This window comes from Paenibacillus sp. Lou8.1, from assembly GCF_024213565.1.
Lineage (GTDB): Bacteria > Bacillota > Bacilli > Paenibacillales > Paenibacillaceae > Paenibacillus > Paenibacillus polymyxa_B.
The window spans coordinates 223,645-242,598 of the sequence record NZ_JANAVN010000009.1 but is presented as its reverse complement, the minus strand read 5'-3'; the positions used below and the strand labels follow the sequence as shown (position 1 = coordinate 242,598).

General features: G+C 45.6%; 16 protein-coding genes. 5 read left to right on the top strand and 11 right to left on the bottom strand.

The annotated features are described in order from the left end of the window. Nucleotides 1-33 precede the first annotated feature (33 nt). From NLX78_RS15095 to NLX78_RS15075, 5 genes are all read right to left on the bottom strand, one after another. Nucleotides 34-972 carry a carbohydrate ABC transporter permease gene (locus tag NLX78_RS15095; protein WP_165178879.1) on the bottom strand — a complete coding sequence of 313 codons (939 nt, stop codon included), beginning with the start codon at nt 970-972 and terminating at the stop codon, nt 34-36. A gap of 14 nt (nt 973-986) precedes the next feature. After that, nucleotides 987-1,943 (bottom strand): ABC transporter permease, encoded by a 957-nt coding sequence (locus NLX78_RS15090; RefSeq protein WP_061829979.1) that lies wholly within the window; start codon nt 1,941-1,943, stop codon nt 987-989. Nucleotides 1,944-2,030: 87 nt separating this feature from the next. Beyond that, nucleotides 2,031-3,581, bottom strand: coding sequence for a response regulator transcription factor (locus NLX78_RS15085; RefSeq protein WP_254350838.1), 1,551 nt, complete (start codon nt 3,579-3,581; stop codon nt 2,031-2,033). Continuing rightward, nucleotides 3,578-5,359 carry a cache domain-containing sensor histidine kinase gene (locus NLX78_RS15080; RefSeq protein WP_254350837.1) on the bottom strand — a complete coding sequence of 594 codons (1,782 nt, stop codon included), beginning with the start codon at nt 5,357-5,359 and terminating at the stop codon, nt 3,578-3,580. Before NLX78_RS15080 ends, NLX78_RS15085 begins: the two co-directional genes overlap by 4 nt. Nucleotides 5,360-5,478: 119 nt before the next feature. Beyond that, the gene (locus tag NLX78_RS15075; RefSeq protein ID WP_254350836.1) at nt 5,479-7,662 is read right to left on the bottom strand and encodes an alpha-galactosidase; all 2,184 of its coding nucleotides are present in this window, start codon (nt 7,660-7,662) and stop codon (nt 5,479-5,481) included. A gap of 238 nt (nt 7,663-7,900) precedes the next feature. On the opposite strand from NLX78_RS15075, the gene NLX78_RS15070 reads away from it, so the two are divergent. After that, nucleotides 7,901-8,740 (top strand): AraC family transcriptional regulator, encoded by an 840-nt coding sequence (locus tag NLX78_RS15070; protein ID WP_250259533.1) that lies wholly within the window; start codon nt 7,901-7,903, stop codon nt 8,738-8,740. Nucleotides 8,741-8,784: 44 nt separating this feature from the next. On the opposite strand, the gene NLX78_RS15065 is transcribed toward NLX78_RS15070, so the two are convergent. The 3 genes from NLX78_RS15065 to NLX78_RS15055 are packed head-to-tail and all read right to left on the bottom strand — an operon-like array spanning nt 8,785 to nt 10,929. Continuing rightward, nucleotides 8,785-9,666, bottom strand: a complete 882-nt coding sequence (locus NLX78_RS15065; RefSeq protein WP_250259534.1) for a MetQ/NlpA family ABC transporter substrate-binding protein — start codon at nt 9,664-9,666, stop codon at nt 8,785-8,787. Nucleotides 9,667-9,691: 25 nt separating this feature from the next. Next, complete coding sequence (locus tag NLX78_RS15060; protein ID WP_254350835.1) at nt 9,692-10,462, bottom strand: SDR family NAD(P)-dependent oxidoreductase; 771 nt, start codon at nt 10,460-10,462, stop codon at nt 9,692-9,694. Between the two features lie 5 nt (nt 10,463-10,467). Beyond that, on the bottom strand, nt 10,468-10,929 hold the full coding sequence (locus tag NLX78_RS15055) for an S-ribosylhomocysteine lyase (protein WP_029515967.1): 462 nt from the start codon (nt 10,927-10,929) through the stop codon (nt 10,468-10,470). Between the two features lie 275 nt (nt 10,930-11,204). Here NLX78_RS15055 and NLX78_RS15050 point away from each other — a divergent pair, with 275 nt between their 5' ends. Further along, nucleotides 11,205-12,005, top strand: coding sequence for a GTP pyrophosphokinase (locus NLX78_RS15050; RefSeq protein WP_061829985.1), 801 nt, complete (start codon nt 11,205-11,207; stop codon nt 12,003-12,005). A gap of 157 nt (nt 12,006-12,162) precedes the next feature. On the opposite strand, the gene thrS is transcribed toward NLX78_RS15050, so the two are convergent. Then, a complete protein-coding gene (thrS, locus tag NLX78_RS15045; protein ID WP_254350834.1) occupies nt 12,163-14,076 on the bottom strand; it encodes a threonine--tRNA ligase in 1,914 nt (637 codons plus the stop codon). A 505-nt stretch (nt 14,077-14,581) separates the two neighbouring features. Between thrS and NLX78_RS15040 the strand changes: the two genes are divergently transcribed. Beyond that, complete coding sequence (locus NLX78_RS15040) at nt 14,582-14,722, top strand: DUF3995 domain-containing protein (RefSeq protein ID WP_419538107.1); 141 nt, start codon at nt 14,582-14,584, stop codon at nt 14,720-14,722. 17 nt (nt 14,723-14,739) lie between these two features. On the opposite strand, the gene NLX78_RS15035 is transcribed toward NLX78_RS15040, so the two are convergent. Next, the gene (locus tag NLX78_RS15035) at nt 14,740-15,963 is read right to left on the bottom strand and encodes an MFS transporter (protein WP_250267334.1); all 1,224 of its coding nucleotides are present in this window, start codon (nt 15,961-15,963) and stop codon (nt 14,740-14,742) included. 188 nt (nt 15,964-16,151) lie between these two features. On the opposite strand from NLX78_RS15035, the gene NLX78_RS15030 reads away from it, so the two are divergent. Continuing rightward, nucleotides 16,152-16,730, top strand: coding sequence for a TetR/AcrR family transcriptional regulator (locus NLX78_RS15030; protein ID WP_250259537.1), 579 nt, complete (start codon nt 16,152-16,154; stop codon nt 16,728-16,730). 93 nt (nt 16,731-16,823) lie between these two features. Here the strand turns inward: NLX78_RS15030 and NLX78_RS15025 are convergent, their stop codons facing one another. After that, a complete protein-coding gene (locus NLX78_RS15025; protein ID WP_061829988.1) occupies nt 16,824-17,246 on the bottom strand; it encodes a MarR family winged helix-turn-helix transcriptional regulator in 423 nt (140 codons plus the stop codon). A gap of 164 nt (nt 17,247-17,410) precedes the next feature. Here NLX78_RS15025 and NLX78_RS15020 point away from each other — a divergent pair, with 164 nt between their 5' ends. After that, complete coding sequence (locus tag NLX78_RS15020; protein ID WP_254350861.1) at nt 17,411-18,889, top strand: MFS transporter; 1,479 nt, start codon at nt 17,411-17,413, stop codon at nt 18,887-18,889. Nucleotides 18,890-18,954: the final 65 nt, after the last annotated feature.

Genomic DNA, 18,954 nt, shown 5'->3' with positions numbered 1-18,954 from the left:
GAAACCTCCCATTATAATGAATGTTTGCTTCGTTTAGCTCTTTACCGCTCCGAGCGTCATACCCTTAACAAAATATTTTTGTAAAAAAGGATAGACGATAAGAATCGGCACTGTAACAATGATGGTGATTGCCATTTTGACGGATTCCGGTGAAACCTGTGCCATACGCTCGGCCATATTGGCAGCGTCCTGGGAATTGGTTGCGCTTGTTGTCGTACTTTGCAGAATTTTCATCAATTCATATTGCAGGGTCGTCAACGATTCGTTGGACCCATTAAACAGGTAAGTATCGAACCAAGAGTTCCATTGCCCAACTGCCAAGAAGAGCGCTACGGTCGCTAATGCCGGTTTGCAAAGAGGAAGAATAACGCGCCAGTAGATCGTGAAATCGTTGGCACCATCCAGCTTGGCTGATTCCTGTAACGCATAAGGCAGACCATCAATGAAGGAACGAATAATGAAGACATTAAACGCACTTACAAGACCTGGTAAAATATAGACGGCAAATGTATCAATTAAATGCAATTCCTTCATCAGGATAAAACCTGGAATCAACCCTCCAGAAACATACATGGTGACGGCCAGAAAGATGGAGATGAACCTTCTAGCTTGAAAATCACTTCGTGCAAGCGTATAGGCAAGCATCGAGCCGCTGACCAAGCCCGCTACGGTGCCAATGACGGTTCGCAGAAAGGAGATCTTGAATCCAGTGATTAACCCCTCATAGGTGAAAATCAAGTCGTAATTCTTCAACGTAAATTGCCTTGGCCAGATGGTGATCCCACCTCTAATGGTGTCTACCGAATCGTTAAAAGAGATAGCTAGCACATTTAAGAACGGGTAGATCGTCAGAACGGTAACCACAATCATGAAAACATAAACAACTATCCCCAGGATTCGGTCTTGTGGTGATTTCGCCTGAAGCTTGTTGTTTAATCCGCCGACCGGCGTAGTGCTTTTGACAGCCTCCATGTCCATTCTCCTCCTTACATAATGCTCTCGTTGGTATAGCGCTTAAAGATTCCATTAGCCGCAAACAATAGGATCAGGCTTATCACCGAATTAAAAATATTAATGGCCGTTCCGAAAGAGTAACGTCCCATCGCCAGACCATAATTAAGCGCATACAAATCAAGTACTTCAGAGTAATCAATGACCAGGTGATTGCCCAGCAGAAATTGTTTCTCGAATCCTGTACCGAGCAGATGACCAATAGACATAATCAGGAGAATGATAATAGTCGGCCGGATCCCCGGCAGCGTGATATGCCACATTTGCTGTAATCGGCTAGCGCCGTCCACCCGCGCAGCCTCGTATAATTCAGGACCAATCCCGGCGATGGCAGCCAGATAAATAATGGCGTTCCACCCCGTTTCCTTCCAGATGTCTCCGAAAGTTACAACCCACCAAAATAATTTACCTTGGGCCATAAACTGGACTGGCTGATCGATGATGCCTAGACCCATGAGCATATCGTTTACGACACCGCCATCCGCTGAAAGCATTTTGGTGACAATGCCTGCAGCAACCACCCATGAAACAAAGTGCGGCAGATAAGATACGGTCTGAACAAATCGTTTTACCACTTGTATGCGGACCTCGTTGAGCAATAGAGCAAAGACAACGGGTACAATAAAGCCAGCGACCAGTCCCATAAGGCTCATAGCCAGCGTGTTCCGCAATACTTGGTAGAAATGATCATCTTGGAACAATGTACGAAAATGCTCCAAGCCCACCCACTTCTGTTCAAAAAAACTCAAACCAGGTCTGTATTTCTGAAATGCCATTGTCCAGCCCCATAGCGGCAAATACTGAAAGATAAAGACCCAGATAACAAACGGAATGGACATATAGTAAAGATACCTCTGGCTTTTAAATACCTTCCAAGCATTCCGCTTCGTTTTTTTGTATACGTTTTCCGAATTTGCTGTTACCGCTTTCATTTTTTTCATCCCCTCTCTTAAAACCAATCATAAAACAGAGGAGAGTCAGAACCCATACAACGGATTTCGGAAAAAATCATCCACAAATTATGGATTTCTATATTCCGACGGTGAACGGCCTTCGTATCTTTTGAATTTGCTGTAAAAGTAGTTGACGCTTGTATAGCCGACGCTTTCGGCGACTTCGTATACTTTCATTCCCTGACCCAGCAGCTCCTTGGCCTTTTGAATACGGACTCGGTCCAGATAGGTATTAAAGTACTCCCCCGTCTTGTTCTTGAAAAGCTGACCCAAATAGGCGGTACTATAGTTTAGTAGTCCGGCTAACGCTTCCAGCCTCAGGTTGTCTGCATAATGCTTGTGAATGAAGTCGATCATTTTTTTGAATTCCAGCTCCTTTCCACGGTGTTCAGAGTCTTGCGCCAATGTTAGCAGGAAACGGTGGGTCTCTTCCAAAAGATCATATAGATGATCATGCTGGTATATCCCATTTAAAAAACGGGAAACTTCCTCCGTCTCTTTCAACTCGATACAGAAACCCGCGGTCAGCTTATGAATGATTGCATTGGACAGAAAAAAGAAGGACTCTTTGATCGACTTCTCATCTTGCCCCTGTTTGAGTAAAAATGCAGCCGCCTCGTTCAATAATGGCAGTATTGCGGTTTGGTTTCCTACCTCCAGACTGTAATACAGGCGGAAGATGAATTCCTCCATCGTTTCCTCAGCTTTATCAGCAGACAATCGGGGAGAATCCAGCGAAGAAGAAAAGAAAGGATACGGACCTAGCAGTCGGTTCTTCTCGCTGAAAAAGGATTGTTTTACCGCTTCCTGGGCCTTTAAAAAAGATTTACAAATATCTTCAGGAGCAGATACTACCCCTCCGGTTGCAGCGGCGAACCGGACATTATCCGCAACATTACGAATCTCATTGTGCAGAATTTCACGCCGTTCTCTTCCGCGCAGCGGCGCGTTGAGCAACAGGACTGTATACGGGGGGATTACTGTGACAAGTCCCATCATCTGCCCCTCTATCTTTGCCTTCAATCCATTCGAAAGCTGGTATGCGACATCAGAACGGTCCACTTCAGAAACACGCGGGTAGACGACCACGACTTCGTAGTTGCTCCACAACAAATCTGCTTCTTTTGCCTTATTTCTCAACTTGGCCGGATCTTCAGTTCTCTCTTGAGAGACGAGCAAGCTATGCAGGTATAAATCTCGATTTATAACCTCTCTCTTACGCCACTCCCCTTGAAGACGCTCCTCTTCGATCCGCTCGCGTATCCGTTTTAAACTGGACGACATTTCATCAATGTCGACCGGTTTAACGAGATAGCCGAACACCCCGTATTTGATCGCTTGTTTGGCATACTCAAAGTCGGCATATCCACTGAGGATCATAAAGTGCAAATGATGACCGTCGGTTGTCAAGCGCTCAATCAACTGTAAACCATCCATAACCGGCATGCGGATATCGACGATTACAACATCAGGAGCTTTTTCCTCGATGACTCCCAGTGCTTCCTTTCCATTGGCTGCCGTAGCTGTAACGATAAATCCGAGGCTTTCCCATGGGATCAGCGTTTGAAGCCCTTGACGAAGCTTCGGCTCATCGTCAACGATGACTACCTTAATCATTTGGATTCACCCCCAGGTATAAAAAACTGAATACAAGTGCCTTTCCCAGGCTCGCTCTCAATATGTAAAGCACTAGAGGTCCCATACAGTAAGACGAGACGATCATTTACGTTTCGTAGTCCAATTCGCTGGACCTCCTGTTCATGTACGGATGCAGCAAGCTCTGCTTGTACTAGGGCGAGACGATCGGCCGTGAAACCAGCGCCGTTGTCACATACCATAACTCGAACCCCCTCCGGGATTTCCTTAACTTTCACTTCAATGACAGCTCCTTCTGCTTGATTATCCAGACCGTGTACAATAGAATTTTCCACCAATGGTTGGATAATCAGAGGTGGAACCAACATTTCCTCCAAATTTGGATCAACGGTTAAGCGATACTCCAAACGGTCTTCATACCGAAACTTTTGAAGATCGAGATAACAGTACACTTGTTCAAGCTCTTTACGCAGTGGAATCTTGTCGTTACCAGCCTCCAGACTGCTGCGCAACAACGCGCTCAACTGCCAGACTGCTTTAGCGATATCGTCCTGTTGGCGAATGTGGGCCTCCATTCTGATAGACTCCAAAGAATTGAAGAGAAAATGCGGATTGATCTGGCTTGCCAGCATTTTGAACTTGATCTCGTTTTGTCTTTGCTCCACGAGTCTTTTCTGGCGATTCGTCTCTTGGACCTCCTGGACCAAATGGTTTACGCTGCTGACGAGCGCGTTAAATTCCCTCGATAATAGACCCACTTCATCTTTCCCATCAATATGGAGATAGGTTTCCCATGAGCCTGCCCCTACTTGGGTCATATGCTTGCTCAAGCGAAGAAGCCTTCTGGATAATAGCGAAGCAGAAGCATAGATAAGCAAGGCTGCAAATATCAGGCTGGCTGTGATCGCGATTCCGCCGAGCCATATCACTTGATTAGCATCTCGGGTAATCTCAGAAACGGAAAAAATGGAAATAATGCGAAGTCCATTCCAGCTATTCTGTGGAGCTAGATTAGCGATAACCACCTTCGACGCTTTTCCATCGATGAGCATGTTGTAACTTCCTTCCTGATGGAAAAGTATATTTTCGTCGGCATGAATTTCAGAAAGATTCTTCCCGAACAACTCTGCTTCATTGGACGCGACAATCTGATTCCGGTTATCCACGATCAAGGTAGGGAACGATTCCTGATTCAGGATTGAATTTAATTGGCGCTTGTTAACATTTATGACCAGAACCCCTTTTCGTCCTGGTGAATCCACTGAAAATGATCGAATCAGGCTGAGATAATCGGCATCGTCCCTCTCATCCTTAATTAAATTCCAGCCGGCCAATCCTTTCTGTGCGATGGCCTCCTTGTACCAATCTGCGGTTGTGATCCTATCATCCGGTTGGATAAATTCCCAATTATTAAGTGCTCCAGGATTAGAGACATAGACACGGATGCCGGATATCTCTTTGTACAACTGGAGGTAGTCACGAATACCTGTATACTCCCGGTATGCCTGAATGACTTCGATGTAGCTGTCATACTTCTGGCTGGCTACCATTTTCATCCGATTGTCATTGGTCAGCCGGTACGAGATGTCCAGCGGCACTTTGATCAATTCTTCTGTACGATTTCGGACCCGCTCGACATTGTTGGATACTTGCATAAAGGCGTCTTTAATAACGGCCTCTCGAAGCTTCCCCGTCAGAAACAGGCCACACAACAGCAAGGGAAGAACAGCTACCGAAATGAATGTAAGCGTCATCTTCTTTCTCAGTTTCATGTCATTCATCATTCGTATAAAAAACATGGTTTGCCCCTCCCCAATCAGTACGCTGATGCGCGCAAAATGCCCCTTTTCATATAAAAAGGGGCATAACTCCATCGATTGTTTTCTCTCTTTCGGCAATTATACTGTTGTACTGATCCTTAAGCCTTACCAGGCTTTATTGCCCGAAGCCTGAACCATCCACTTTCATAGTCTTTCTGTCTGTAGAGAAGAGGGAGGCCCAACTTCATAAGCCGATCCCCCCCATGGATAGACTTTTGCCCGCTATTTCCTGACTTAACTTCATATTCGAGCTCTGGATTTAGTCCGTCAAGGCGCAGGGCTCGCCAAGGCGCGTTCGGGACAGCCATCACTTGGAAATAGTAGACGATGGCATCCTCTTGGTCTTCAGAAACAAACATCCAAGCCGATTCGTTATCTTCAAACGGGTTGTTTAAGCGATACAAGTCACCTTTTTGTACTAAGCCACGTATCTGCTTGTATACTGCGATTTGGCGTTTGACCGTCTCTTTTTCCTCATCGGTGAATTTCGTGAGATCAAGCTCATATCCAAAATTTCCGGACATGGCCACATCACCTCGAAAGTCAAGGGGTGTTATGCGTCCAACTTGATGGTTCGGAACTGCCGACACATGCGCTCCGATGGCGCTTACAGGATAGACAAGGCTAGTTCCATATTGAATCTTCAGACGTTCCACCGCATCGGTATTATCACTAGTCCATACTTGAGGCATGTAGTAAAGCATGCCTGGGTCAAAACGTCCTCCGCCACTTGAACAGCTCTCGAAAAGAATATGCGGAAATTCGGCGGTGACGCGCTCCAGCAGCTCATACAATCCAAGAACATAGCGATGGGCAGTCTCAGATTGGCGCTCTGGCGGCAGAGCTGCGGAACCGATTTCCGTCAGGCAGCGATTCATATCCCATTTCACGTAAGAAACTGGGGCGCTGGAGAAAATGGCAGCCAGCGAATCGTAGATGTAATCGCGTACTTCCTTGCGAGTATAGTCCAGCACCAACTGCCATCTGGCTTCACTGCGTCGCCGTCCTGGAACGTGAAGGCACCAATCTGGATGCTCCCGGTACAACTCGCTGTCTGGAGAGATCATCTCCGGCTCAAACCAGAGTCCGAATTTAAGCCCCAATTGATTGATGCGTTTCGCGACATCGGCAAGTCCGTCTGGCAGCTTCCGACGATCCTCGTACCAATCGCCGAGAGACGAATTGTCAGAATCCCGTTTTCCGAACCAACCGTCATCTAAGACAAAAAGTTCGATGCCTAGCTCTGCCCCCTCCTTCGCTATCGATACCAGCTTATCTGCATTGAAGTCAAAATAGGTAGCTTCCCAGTTATTGACCAGAATAGGGCGTTCTTCATCCCGATATTTCCCTCGGCAAAGACGAGTCCGATACAAGCGATGATATGTACGCGACATTTCTCCCAGCCCTTGACCAGAGTAAACCATAACGGCTTCTGGCGTTTGGAAGCTCTCACCTGGGCTCAGTAACCACGAAAAATCAAAGGAGTTCACGCCGATGCTAAACCGTGTAGAGCCGAATGAATCTATTTCTGCTCCCGCCTCAAAGCCCCCGCTGTACACGAGGCTAAAGCCGAATACCTCACCATAGCTTTCCGTTGTTCCTCGGGTGACCAATGCAGCAAAAGGGTTGAGTTGATGGCTGCTCATGCCCCTTTTACTATCAATTCGGGTTTCACCTTGAAGAATCGGTTTGCGGGTAATATTCCCCTCCCGAGCCCATGCTCCCGAAAGATACATGAACTCTAGATCGCTTTTACCTGAAAAATCGACACTGGCACTTAGAGCACGGAGAAGCCGAAGATTCTTGGCTCCCGCATTACTCAAACGAGCCGAACGAGCGATTACGTTTCGATCTGCGAAGACGGTATAAAGAAGAACAACTTTAAGGCCTGAAAAGTCATCTTGTAACTCCAGTTCCAGCGTATCCGCTTCGTCTTCATTTTCGGTATATACGGCCGGAAGCCCGGTTAATGATGGCTTTCCCTTAGTGATCCGGTAGCCAATATACTTTAACTCCGTGATACGAGTTCCATCCTCAAGCTCTACTTGATACGCCGGGTTACGGAAGTCCCCGCTCCCATACTGCGGATATTCTTGCGGCAACCGATCCAATCCAGCCTTCGCGGGAGTGTGAAGCAATAGGTCAGCCATGGGTTCGCGGTGCTTCAACCTGTCTCCCCAGTATACATGGACAGGAAATCCATCCACAATCTGAATAATATAACTCATGCCCGACGACTGCAAATGAAACAGCCCTGTTTGCTCTTGAACAATGATACCCATTGGGAAAATAACCCCTCTCTTAGATAATAATCATCGGAGTTCCACACCAAAAAGACACTCAGAAGAAGCATTTTGTAACAGCCATCAACTATGTTCATATGGTGTAAAGCTTGATAAGATTCAACAATATAGCAGTAGGTTCTACAGAAATCATATATTAATTTTAGATATGAAGTACATGGCATGGTGCTCACTATTTATGTTATAATGCTTGATAATTTACATAAGGAGATTTAGCGTGATAGAATATTTGCCGCGTAGTAAACAGCATTCTGAATTGTATCTAACTCAGTTTGGCATAGAGGAATGCATACCGAGTCACTTTTTTGGACCTGCGATAAGAGATCACTATCTGCTTCATTATATTTTGGACGGAGAAGGTACCTTCGAGGTCGGTGGGTTCAGTTATCGCTTGCGAAAAGGACAGTGGTTTCTAATCTGCCCCCAGGTCATTACTTATTATCAAGCCGATGTAGTGAATCCTTGGTCTTATTGCTGGTTTGGATTTGACGGGGCACTGGCAGAAACACTCCTCAAGCAAGCAGGTCTAACGATGACGCGTCCAATCCTCAACTTTGAAGGAGACCATTTGATTCATCAGTATTTGCAGCGAATGAATGAATCAAGTGAATGCCATAAAGCTCGGGAAACCAGACTGACCGGTCTGCTTTGCTTAATGATATCGGAGCTTATAGAATTCGGTCCGGTAACACCTCCCGAACAAAAGGAAAGCCGGTCGGAAATTTACGTGGAAAAAGTGAAGGATTTTATCGAAATGAATTATGCTCAGAAAATTACCATTGAGCACATTGCAAATTTTATCGGACTCAATCGAAGCTATTTATGTTCGTTATTCAAACAACAAGTGAACACAAGTATTCAGGATTATTTGGTTCGCTATAGGATCAACAGAGCATGTGAAATGATGGGAAACGCTGAACTTTCGATCGGTGATATTTCCCGTTCAGTCGGCTATAACGACCCTTTACTCTTCTCGAAAATTTTTAAAAAGGTAAAGGGACTCTCCCCCAAACATTATCGAACCGAAACCCATACTCAAACTCAAGTCGAATACTAACGAACAAAAGAGGTCAACCCAAAAAACTGGCTGACCTCATAAGTTTATTTTGCAGTTTGTCCTTCCAAATAAGAAACCGGCTCTTTAACCTCTACTTTGGTGCCGCCAAATTCATCTTTAATGTATTTTTGAGTATCCTCGTTATGATAGAGATCCGCTAACTTTTGCAGCCCTTTGTCATTCGCCTTATCAGATGAAGTAACCAGGACGTTAATATTATTTTTGGTTGCCTGACTAATCTCCTCATGAAACAAGGAATCTTTCAGTACATTCAGACCCCCTTCTAAAGCAATCGTATTCCCAATCAGCACCAAGCCTACATCTTGAATCACGCGTGGTCCTGTTTTATCATCAATTAGTTCAAATTTCAGGTTTTTAGGATTGCTAGTAATATCATTGACTGTACCCAAGGCATCATTAAAGTCAGCCTTAAGCTTAATCAAACCGGAGGCTTCCAATAACTTTAAACCTCTTGCCGTATTGGCTGGGTTATCTGCCAAAGCTACCAGGGCCCCGTCGGTCACTTCATCGATGCTTTTGAATTTTTGCGAATAAATCCCCATGGGCTCCAGGTAGGTTGTGGCTATAGCCTTCAAATCAGCTTTGCTCTCTTTGTTATAGCTAACCAGGTACGCCCACGATTGGAATGCATTCACGTCTACTTCGCCTTCTTTGGTCGCATTGTTCGTTTCGATTCCGCCGTTAATTTCTTTCACTTCAATGTCCAGCTTGGCATCCTTGGCGGCCTGGGACTGGGCAATATGCTTCCAGATCTGGGCGTCAGAGCCCATGGAGCCGATGACTACTTTTTGCGTTTCCGAACCGGAAGCGGCGCTGGAGCCATTGCTGTCAGAACTTTTATTACCGCATCCTGCAGCAACCAATAATAAACTAATCCCTAATAGTAAAACGAACGATTTCTTCATGTTGTTTTCCCCCAGATCATGTATGCTAGTGCATCGTCATTCCACCTGTAACATTAATCGCTTGTCCTGTCATATATGCAGAGAGCGGACTGGCCAGAAACAGCACCACATTGGCGACATCCTCAACCTCGGCCGTTCTTCCCAAAGGTACCTGTGAACAATCTTCTTCGTATATTTCTTGAGCGGTCATTCCTCGAATGACGCCCCCTTCAATCCGTTCACGATGCTTCATCGGCGTTTCTACGATACCTGGACAAACCGCATTCACCAAAATTTGATGCGGAGCAAGCTCAATGGCCATCACCTTGGTCAAGCCGAGAACCGCATGTTTGGAAGCACAATATCCGCCCATGGCCCGATATCCATTTTTTCCAGCCTGTGAAGCAATTTGGATAATTCGTCCTGATTTGCGCGCATCCACCATTTCCTTGGCAAACCGTTTGGACGCTACATACAGCCCAGTTGAATTGATCGAAAATACTTTCTCCCAATCAGCTAACTCACTATCAATGACATAATCCATCGTAGAAGTACCTGCGCAGTTCACCAATATGTCAGGAACTCCCGTTTCGCTGATTAGTAGATCGCACCATCTTTCGATATCATCCGGTTTCGATATGTCCAATTGCGTTTCAACCAACTGTGGATTTACCACTCTATACGGCTCTTCATAAGAAATATCAGCAGAAATCACTTTAGCTCCGCTTTGAATGAAAAGCTCTACAATTCCCTTGCCTATGCCTGACTTGCCGCCTGTCACTACCGCTGTCTGATGAGATAGGTCAATCGAAATCATAGGTTTTAAAGTACTCTTTCGAAAGGATCGCGGCTAATACCAGCTTCCAATACAATCTTCACATATTCCTGCGCGGAAAAAAGAGAGTGGTCCTTGTAGTTCCCGCATTCCAAAGCAGTAACAGCCGGAACCTCTGTCGTTTCCAGAATTCTTTTCAAGGTTTTTTCCAAAGCGAGTGCAATTTCCTCAGGCTCGTGTTCATTCCATAAAATCAAGTAGAACCCCGTTCTGCATCCCATAGGAGAGATATCAATAATTCCTTTGATTTCATCTCTCAGATACGTTGCTAATAAGTGCTCCAGCGTATGTACAGCAGCTGTAGGGAGTGCATCTTCATTGGGTTGCAAAAATCTCAAGTCATACTTTTGTACTGTGCTTCCTTTTTCGTCATGCTCTACTCCCGCCGCTCTTACATAAGGAGCCTTTACAATCGTGTGATCTAATTGAAAACTTTCTACTTTTGCCATTTTTCTTATCCTCTTTTCTGTAATTTATATTTTTAATCTAATGATGGATACTCTACATTTGTGATTTTTTCAAAGAATTAAATGCTCCAAATCAGCATTTTTGTAATTATACATCGGATTACTCGGTTTTACCACTATAATTCTTGTCGTATTTCTTTTTTCTTTGATCGTCTCTCCTTTGCCTGTAGGTTTTGACATAGTGTACAATGTATACGATAATGCATTTTTACGAAAAAGATCGAGGACATCATAAGCCTCATTTAGGAGAATGCTCTGTGAATGAACCGGATTGGAAGCACCTGAATGCTGTCCCATTACCCCTGCAGGAATTTCAGCTACAGCTGGATCAAAACAGTGTCGACGCCAAGCAACTAGAGGAGTGGAGAAAGATTCCCGTCCTTTATCAGCTGGCTCTGGAGGAATTAAAGAATAAAATTAAGCTAATCCAGACGGAATGGAAGCTGTTAGACGGTTTTAGCCCGATTGAGCATATTAAAACCCGGATCAAAGAGCCCCACAGCATCGTGGAAAAGGTTCGGCGCAAAGGGCATGAAGTGACCTTGGACAATATATTGCGTGAAATTCATGATATCGCTGGAATGCGCGTGGTATGCGCTTTTGTGAAAGATATTTATCGTCTGATGGATCATCTTCACACACGGGAAGACATTCGTATTCTGGAGGTCAAGGACTATATAGCCCATCCTAAGCCCAACGGCTACCAGAGCCTGCATGTCATTGTGGAAATTCCGCTGATCCTGTTTGAAGGCACACGCTGGATCAAGGTTGAAATTCAATTGCGTACATTGGCTATGGATTTCTGGGCCAGTATGGAGCATATTTTGTACTATAAGTTCGATAAGAAAGTGCCTGAACATGTCGTTAATGGATTGACCGAAGCTGCACGTGCAACCTACGAACTGGATCAGAAAATGCTGAAGTTGCGCGGCGAAATTTTATCGCTTAGCGAGGAACAGGATGCGGAAGAATCCCCGGCCAAACAATCCGAAGAGACGTCCTTGAAGACACTCTCCCTCCCTGCAGATCACGCCACTTCACGGCCACAAACCTGCTAAGTATTTGTGTACAAGATAATTTGAGAATTCAGTTGAGGCTGCAAAAACTATGGTTCAGTCTTACGCTGGATTTTATGTATTGGGTACAAAAAAAGAGCCATCAAAACCACGTTCATCATGGTTTTGATGGCTCTTTTACACATTTTCCGATCAAATATTACTGTTTCTCGCGAATCTCTGTGCTGATTTTCTCAACGATGTCCGAAATGCTGAGTGATCCCAGATCGCCTTCGCCGCGTTTACGAACCGCTACAGTACCGGTTGTTTTTTCATTTTCCCCGATAACGAACATATATGGAACCTTCTCCAATTGCGCCTCGCGGATTTTATAACCAAGCTTCTCATTGCGAGTATCCACTTCGACGCGCAGACCTGCTTTCAGCAACGTATCCTGTATCTCATTGGCAGTCTCGATATAGTTCTCGGATACTGGCAACAGCTTCGCATGAACAGGAGCCAACCACAATGGGAATGCACCTGTAAAATGCTCAGTCAGGATGCCCATGAAGCGGTCAATCGAACCATAGATGGCACGGTGAATAACGACTGGACGGTGCTTCTGGTTGTCCTCGCCCACATAAGTGAGGTCGAATTTTTCAGGCATTTGGAAGTCCAATTGGATCGTTCCGCACTGCCAGCTGCGTTTGAGCGCATCGAGAATGTGGAAGTCAATTTTCGGACCGTAAAATGCTCCATCTCCCGCATTAATACGGTAGTTGATGCCCAGGTGATCCAGCACGTTTTGTAGAGCTTGTTCCGCTTGATCCCACAGTGCTGGCTCGCCCATAAAGTCATCTGGACGTGTGGACAATTCCACTGTGAAGTCAAAGCCAAACACACTATACATTTCGTTAATCAGCTTAATTACGTCTGTAATTTCTTGTTCAATCTGACCTGGTGTGACGAAAATATGCGCATCATCCTGACAGAATGTACGAACACGCATCATACCGTTCAACGCGCCGGACAGCTCATGGCGATGCACTTGTCCAAATTCGGCTATACGAATTGGCAGATCGCGGTAAGAGTGAAGCTCATTTTTAAACACAAGCATATGCCCTGGGCAGTTCATCGGTTTCAGAGCAAATGTAGTTTCATCCACTTCGGAGAAGTACATGTTTTCCTTGTAATGCTCATAGTGTCCCGATTGTTCCCACAGACGGTTGTTCATCATCAGCGGTGTACGTACTTCCTCATAGCCATGCAGACGTTGAATGTCACGGGAGTAATCTTCCAATGCAGTGCGGACAACCATACCTTTAGGCAGGTAGAACGGCATGCCCGGTGCTTCTTCGGAGAACATGAACAGTTCCAGCTCTTTACCCAGCTTGCGATGGTCGCGTTTTTTCGCTTCCTCCAGCAAATGCAGGTGCTCATCTAGTTGTGCTTTTTTCGGGAATGCTGTTCCGTAGATACGTTGCAGCATCTTATTGTTGGAATCGCCTCTCCAGTATGCGCCCGCTACACTCAACAGTTTAAAAGCTTTGATGCGGCCAGTTGATGGCAAATGCGGGCCACGACACAGGTCAAAAAATTCGCCTTGATCATAGATTGTAATTTCCGCTTCTTCCGGCAAATCACGAATCAGTTCCAGCTTCAGTGGATCTTCCAACTCTCCAAAAATACGAGTGGCTTCCTCACGGCTGACCACACGACGTGTAATCGGCAGATTTTCCTGTGCGATCTTCGTCATTTCCTTCTCGATTTTGGCCAAGTCGTCAACAGACAATGGGTTTTCGATATCAATGTCATAGTAGAAGCCGCTGTCGATGACCGGACCGATACCCAGTTTCACGTTTTTCTCACCGTAAATGCGTTTGAGCGCCTGAGCGAGCAAATGCGCTGTACTATGACGATAAATTTCCAGACCGTCTGCACCGTCCAGCGTAATGATTTCAAGGTCAACGTTCTGATCCAAAACGGTGTTCAGATCTACAGCCTTCCCGTTCACTTTACCTGCTACGGCGTTCTTTTTCAGCCCGGAGCTGATCGAACCCGCCACGTCGGCAATTGTTACGCCCTGCTCGTACTCGCGTACGGCTCCATCTGGCAATTTCACTTGAATACTCACGATTAAAGCCTCCATTTCAAATTGTGTTCTATATCAAAATTGAACGCAAAAAAAACGCCTCTCTCCCTCAAGGGACGAGTGCGTTCAGCTCGTGGTTCCACCCTAGTTCGGCCCGCTCCTGTGCGTACATTTATGTTCATCGGAACATGCTCATGCACGACATGCGTGACCCTCCATTGGTATCCGTTAACGGGGATAAAGCGGTAGGCGCTTACTGATGTTACTGCCATATTGCACAGCTACATGTTCAACGTCACGGCTACAAAGGGGTAACTTCACATGCGGTTGCCGGAAAAGCTCTCAGCCTCGTCTTTTCTCTCTGAACGGCCCTTCAAGGAAATCATGTCTTTGGTCAATGCCTTGAATATCACTATATGCTACAGCATTATAGATCAAATTCGCAGGTATTTCAAGTGGGCGTTTATGTAATTTCATGCCTCCTATGCATCAGCTAGCTAAGGGAGCTCATGTGCCCATATTTACACAGCTCTAAAAACACTGTTATATAGGAGATTTCAAATGGGTAGGGTTCTTTAAGAGAAAAAAAGGAACTGTTTTTGCAAAGTGGGACACTGTGCTCTACTCGCCCCTTTGTTTTCTCTTGGGAACAGCCATTTTAATGATTATGTTTTTGCGTACGGCATAGCTTAAAGCCGACCTCTATCAGGTGGTTTGTTTCTTTCGCACGTCTCCACTCGTTTCTTTCTCAGTGAAAAAGTACAGCAAAGCCAGCACAGGCAGGACGACTCCAATCAGAGAACTAAAATTCCAACCTCCTAACGCATACGACCAACCACCTAATGATGATCCAATCGCTCCGCCTATGAAAAAAATAGACATGAATAATCCGTTCAGACGCCCCCTCGCCTCACTTCCCAAGGAGTAAATCACACGCTGTCCAAGTACAAGATTTCCCGATACAGCCATATCCAGTGTAATCGCTGAAATAAAGAGAAGTACGAGTGCAACCGTCGAATGACTTTGAAAAAGATAAATGAGCAAAAAAGACAAGGCTGCAATGATCATAGCTAACCCGGTTAAACCTTTGCTCCAGCCTTTATCAGCCAATCTCCCGGCAATCGGGGCAGCTACTGCACCGCCTACGCCTACTAAAGCAAACAATGCAATCCCTTGTTGAGACATTCCGAAATCATCCGCCAAACGTAGAGGAACAACAGTCCAAAATAGGCTGAAGGCACCAAATAGGCAGGCTTGATACAGGGCACGACGGCGCAGTGCAGGCGTTTGTTTTAAAAGAGTGCCTAGCGAGAAAATTAATTTACTGTAAGATACCGTAGGCACAGGCTTGCGCTCTGGAAGAGCTCGTGAGAGCAGAATCGTCAACAGCGTCAAGACAATGGCTGACAAAATAAATACGGCTTGCCATCCCCAGATGCTGGTGATAAAGCTTGCTACTGGCCGTGCGAACATAATGCCTAGCAGGAGTCCGCTCATGACATTCCCAACAACGCGGCCGCGCTGCTCTTCGGATGCTAAATAGGTGGCGTACGGCACCAGTATCTGGGCTACCACAGATCCAATTCCAATGAATAAGGATGCGGTCAGGAACAACGGGGCATTGGTGGCAAAAGCGGCAACAACCAATGCACAGACTGTGATAATTAGCGATATGACCATGAGCCGTCGATTTTCAATAATGTCGCTGAGCGGTACGATAAATAGCAAACCCACCACATAACCGATTTGAGTTAAGGTGACAATGAAGCCCGCTGCTGTAGAAGAAAGACCCATAGCAACGTGAATAGGTCCTACAAGGGTTTGAGCATAGTACAGGTTGGCAACAATAAGGCCGCATGCGGCTGCCAACAAAAACATCATCCAATTTGAGATACGGTTACTTTTTAAGGCTTGTTGTTCTCTTTGCATAATAATCCTCCTCATTAATTTAAATACTAAACGTATAGTTCACTAATTCGATAATCAAATAATATACTGAACGTTTCGTTTTGTAAATAGGCAAAATCAACTTTTTTATTTCACATAATATTTGATATACTGAACGTATAGTTTATTTTTCGCGTTTACTTATATCTATTAAGAAGGTGAGCATTCCAGTGCAGAGCAAAAGAGGACGTCCACGTAATGTCGAGACGCAAAAATCTATCCTTAACGCTTCCTATGATCTACTGTTGGAGCAAGGCTTTGGGGCGGTTACGGTAGAAAAAATTGCTGAGCGAGCAAAAGTGAGCAAAGCCACCATTTATAAATGGTGGCCTAACAAAGCTGCAGTAGTAATGGATGGTTTCCTGTCAGCCACCATAGCAAGATTGCCCGTGCCCGACACGGGTTGTGTATTAGATGACATTCTCATTCATGCCACAAATTTAGTGCGGTTCTTAATAAGCCGAGAGGGTAAAATCATTACGGAGTTAATAGGCGAAGGGCAACTTGATTCAGGATTGTCAGAGGCATACCGGACCCGATATTTCCACCCTCGGCGACTTGAGGCCAGGCTTCTTATTGAGCGCGGAATAGAGCGCGGAGAATTGAAGGATAATCTCGATATTGAATTATGTATCGATCTCATTTATGGGCCCGTTTTTTATCGATTGCTGGTAACTGGTTATCCATTAGACGATTCCTATGTGCGACAATTAGTCATGAATGCGTTCAAAGGAATTGGCATGGACTGAATGAGTGGTATCAAGCAGCCCTCACAGAGTATCCTCTGTGAGGGCTGCTTTTTCTTTTACCTGCCACGATCCTCTGGCTAACTCTTTATTTGTTTATTCGTCAGGGTCTATACTAATCTTTTGCAGTAAGTCGATAAGAAGATCCTCTTCCTCTTCGGATAGTTTATGGACAAGGCTGACATTGAGCTCGTCCAATATTCCTTGTAAGACAGGGGCAAACTCTAACGCCTTGGCCGTGGGAGATACAAGATAGGAACGGCGGTCATTTGGGTCCGTTTTTCGTTCAATATAGCCTGATTCCTCCAATTGTTTCACAGAGCGTGCCGTGGTTGCCTTGTCAAATTTAAGTTCATTCGTCAACTGCTCTTGTGTAATGCCCGGTCGCTGCAAAATGAGCTTTAAAAAGCTGTGTTGTCCTCCACTGCCGATTCCGTAAGGGCCCAGTTTTTTGGACAGTATTTTTTGATTTCGACGGTACAAGTGGGAAATTAGCTTTCCAATCGGTTTTTTTCTCATCAAATACACCTCATTGGCTTGAAAATGACAAATCCCCAGTTGGGACCAAAGCAAAGTTTACAACAATATTGTTGCGCACGCAACTAATTTGCTGTACACTAGAACCGTTCATTTAGTTGCGCGTGCAACTAAATAGAAATTGTTAACGATAACGAGGTGTAATGATGAGTTCAACTGCTACAACAGCTACAACGGCTACAACCTATCAAGAGAATATCGAAGTCCAGAAGAAACGTTGGCTGATTTTAATTGTTTTGAATCTGTTTACATTTATGTCCACATTGGATGGAAGCATCGTCAATATCGCTCTTCCTGTGTTGTCTCGCACGTTACATTTACCCGTGGCACAGATTGAATGGGTGACAACCGCCTATTTAATGGCGATATGTACCGCTATCTTATTTTTTGGCAAGCTTGGAGATATCGTCGGTAAAATCAAAATATTCAAAATCGGCACAATCGTATTCATTCTTGGCTCCCTAATGTGCGGTCTTAGCTCTTCGCTTTCTATGCTGCTGATTTCCCGTATTATTCAAGCATTTGGAGCGTCCATGACCATGGCGAACAGCCAGGGGATCGTGACAGATATCTTCCCGTCCAATGAACGGGGCAAAGCACTTGGCCTCATTGGAACCTTCGTTTCTCTGGGCAGTATCGCCGGGCCAAGCTTGGGCGGTATTATTGTCTCGTCGCTGGGCTGGCAGTACATTTTCTGGGTCAATGTACCGGTAGGGCTGGTCGCTGTCTTTCTTGGCTGGAAGCTTCTGCCGAAGGATTTGATCAAGGTGAAAGATAAAATTGACGTTCCCGGTAGCTTGGTATTTGCTATTTTTATTCTCACTTTGTTCGTCGGATTGTTGCTGGGACAGCAGGTCGGGTATGGCGACAAACGTATCGTTACTTCGCTGGTGGTGGCTGTAGTTGCTTTTGCCATGTTCATTAGGTTGGAACTTCGTCGTCCTGGGCCGCTCTTACAGCTCGCGCTATTCAAAAATCCGTTATTTTCGCTCAGTATTTTGTGTGCTTTTCTGGTGTTCGTCGCTAACTTTTGCTTTAACATCATTTCGCCCTTTTATGCGCAGAATATGCTGAACTTGTCGCCTTTTCATGCCGGGTTCCTGCTGATGCTGCTCCCCATCTCGATGGTTATTGTGGCCCCTCTCAGCGGTGCGCTTTCCGATAAAATCGGATCTGAACTGCTTACATTCGCCGGGCTGGTCGTTATGGTTATTGCCCAAATTGGATTGGCCCAATTGCATGCAGGCAGCTCTATCCCGCTCGTGGGTCTGTGGATTGCCATGTTGGGCATTGGCAGTGGTTTATTCCAATCGCCGAACAACTCGCTGATTATGTCCACGGTACCCCGCACACAGCTTGGCTCAGCCGGGAGTGTCAATTCGCTGGTTCGCAACGTCGGTATGGTTGTGGGGATCACTTTGGCCACATCGATCCTCTTTTATATTATGAGTAAAGAGGCTGGTTATCGGGTCACCGGCTTGGTCTCGGGTCATCCAGAAATTTTTCTGGCAGGCATGCATGTAGTCTTTATGACGTCCGCGTCCATCTGTCTTGTGGCGGCATTGTTAACAGGCTGGCGGCTGATCGGGGCTAGACGGGCAAGAACGCAGCAAGAAAAGGGATAAAGACCAAGCGAAGAAATAAAGCGTCCGTAGGAACAGTGATCGTAGAATTAAGATGATGAGTATTG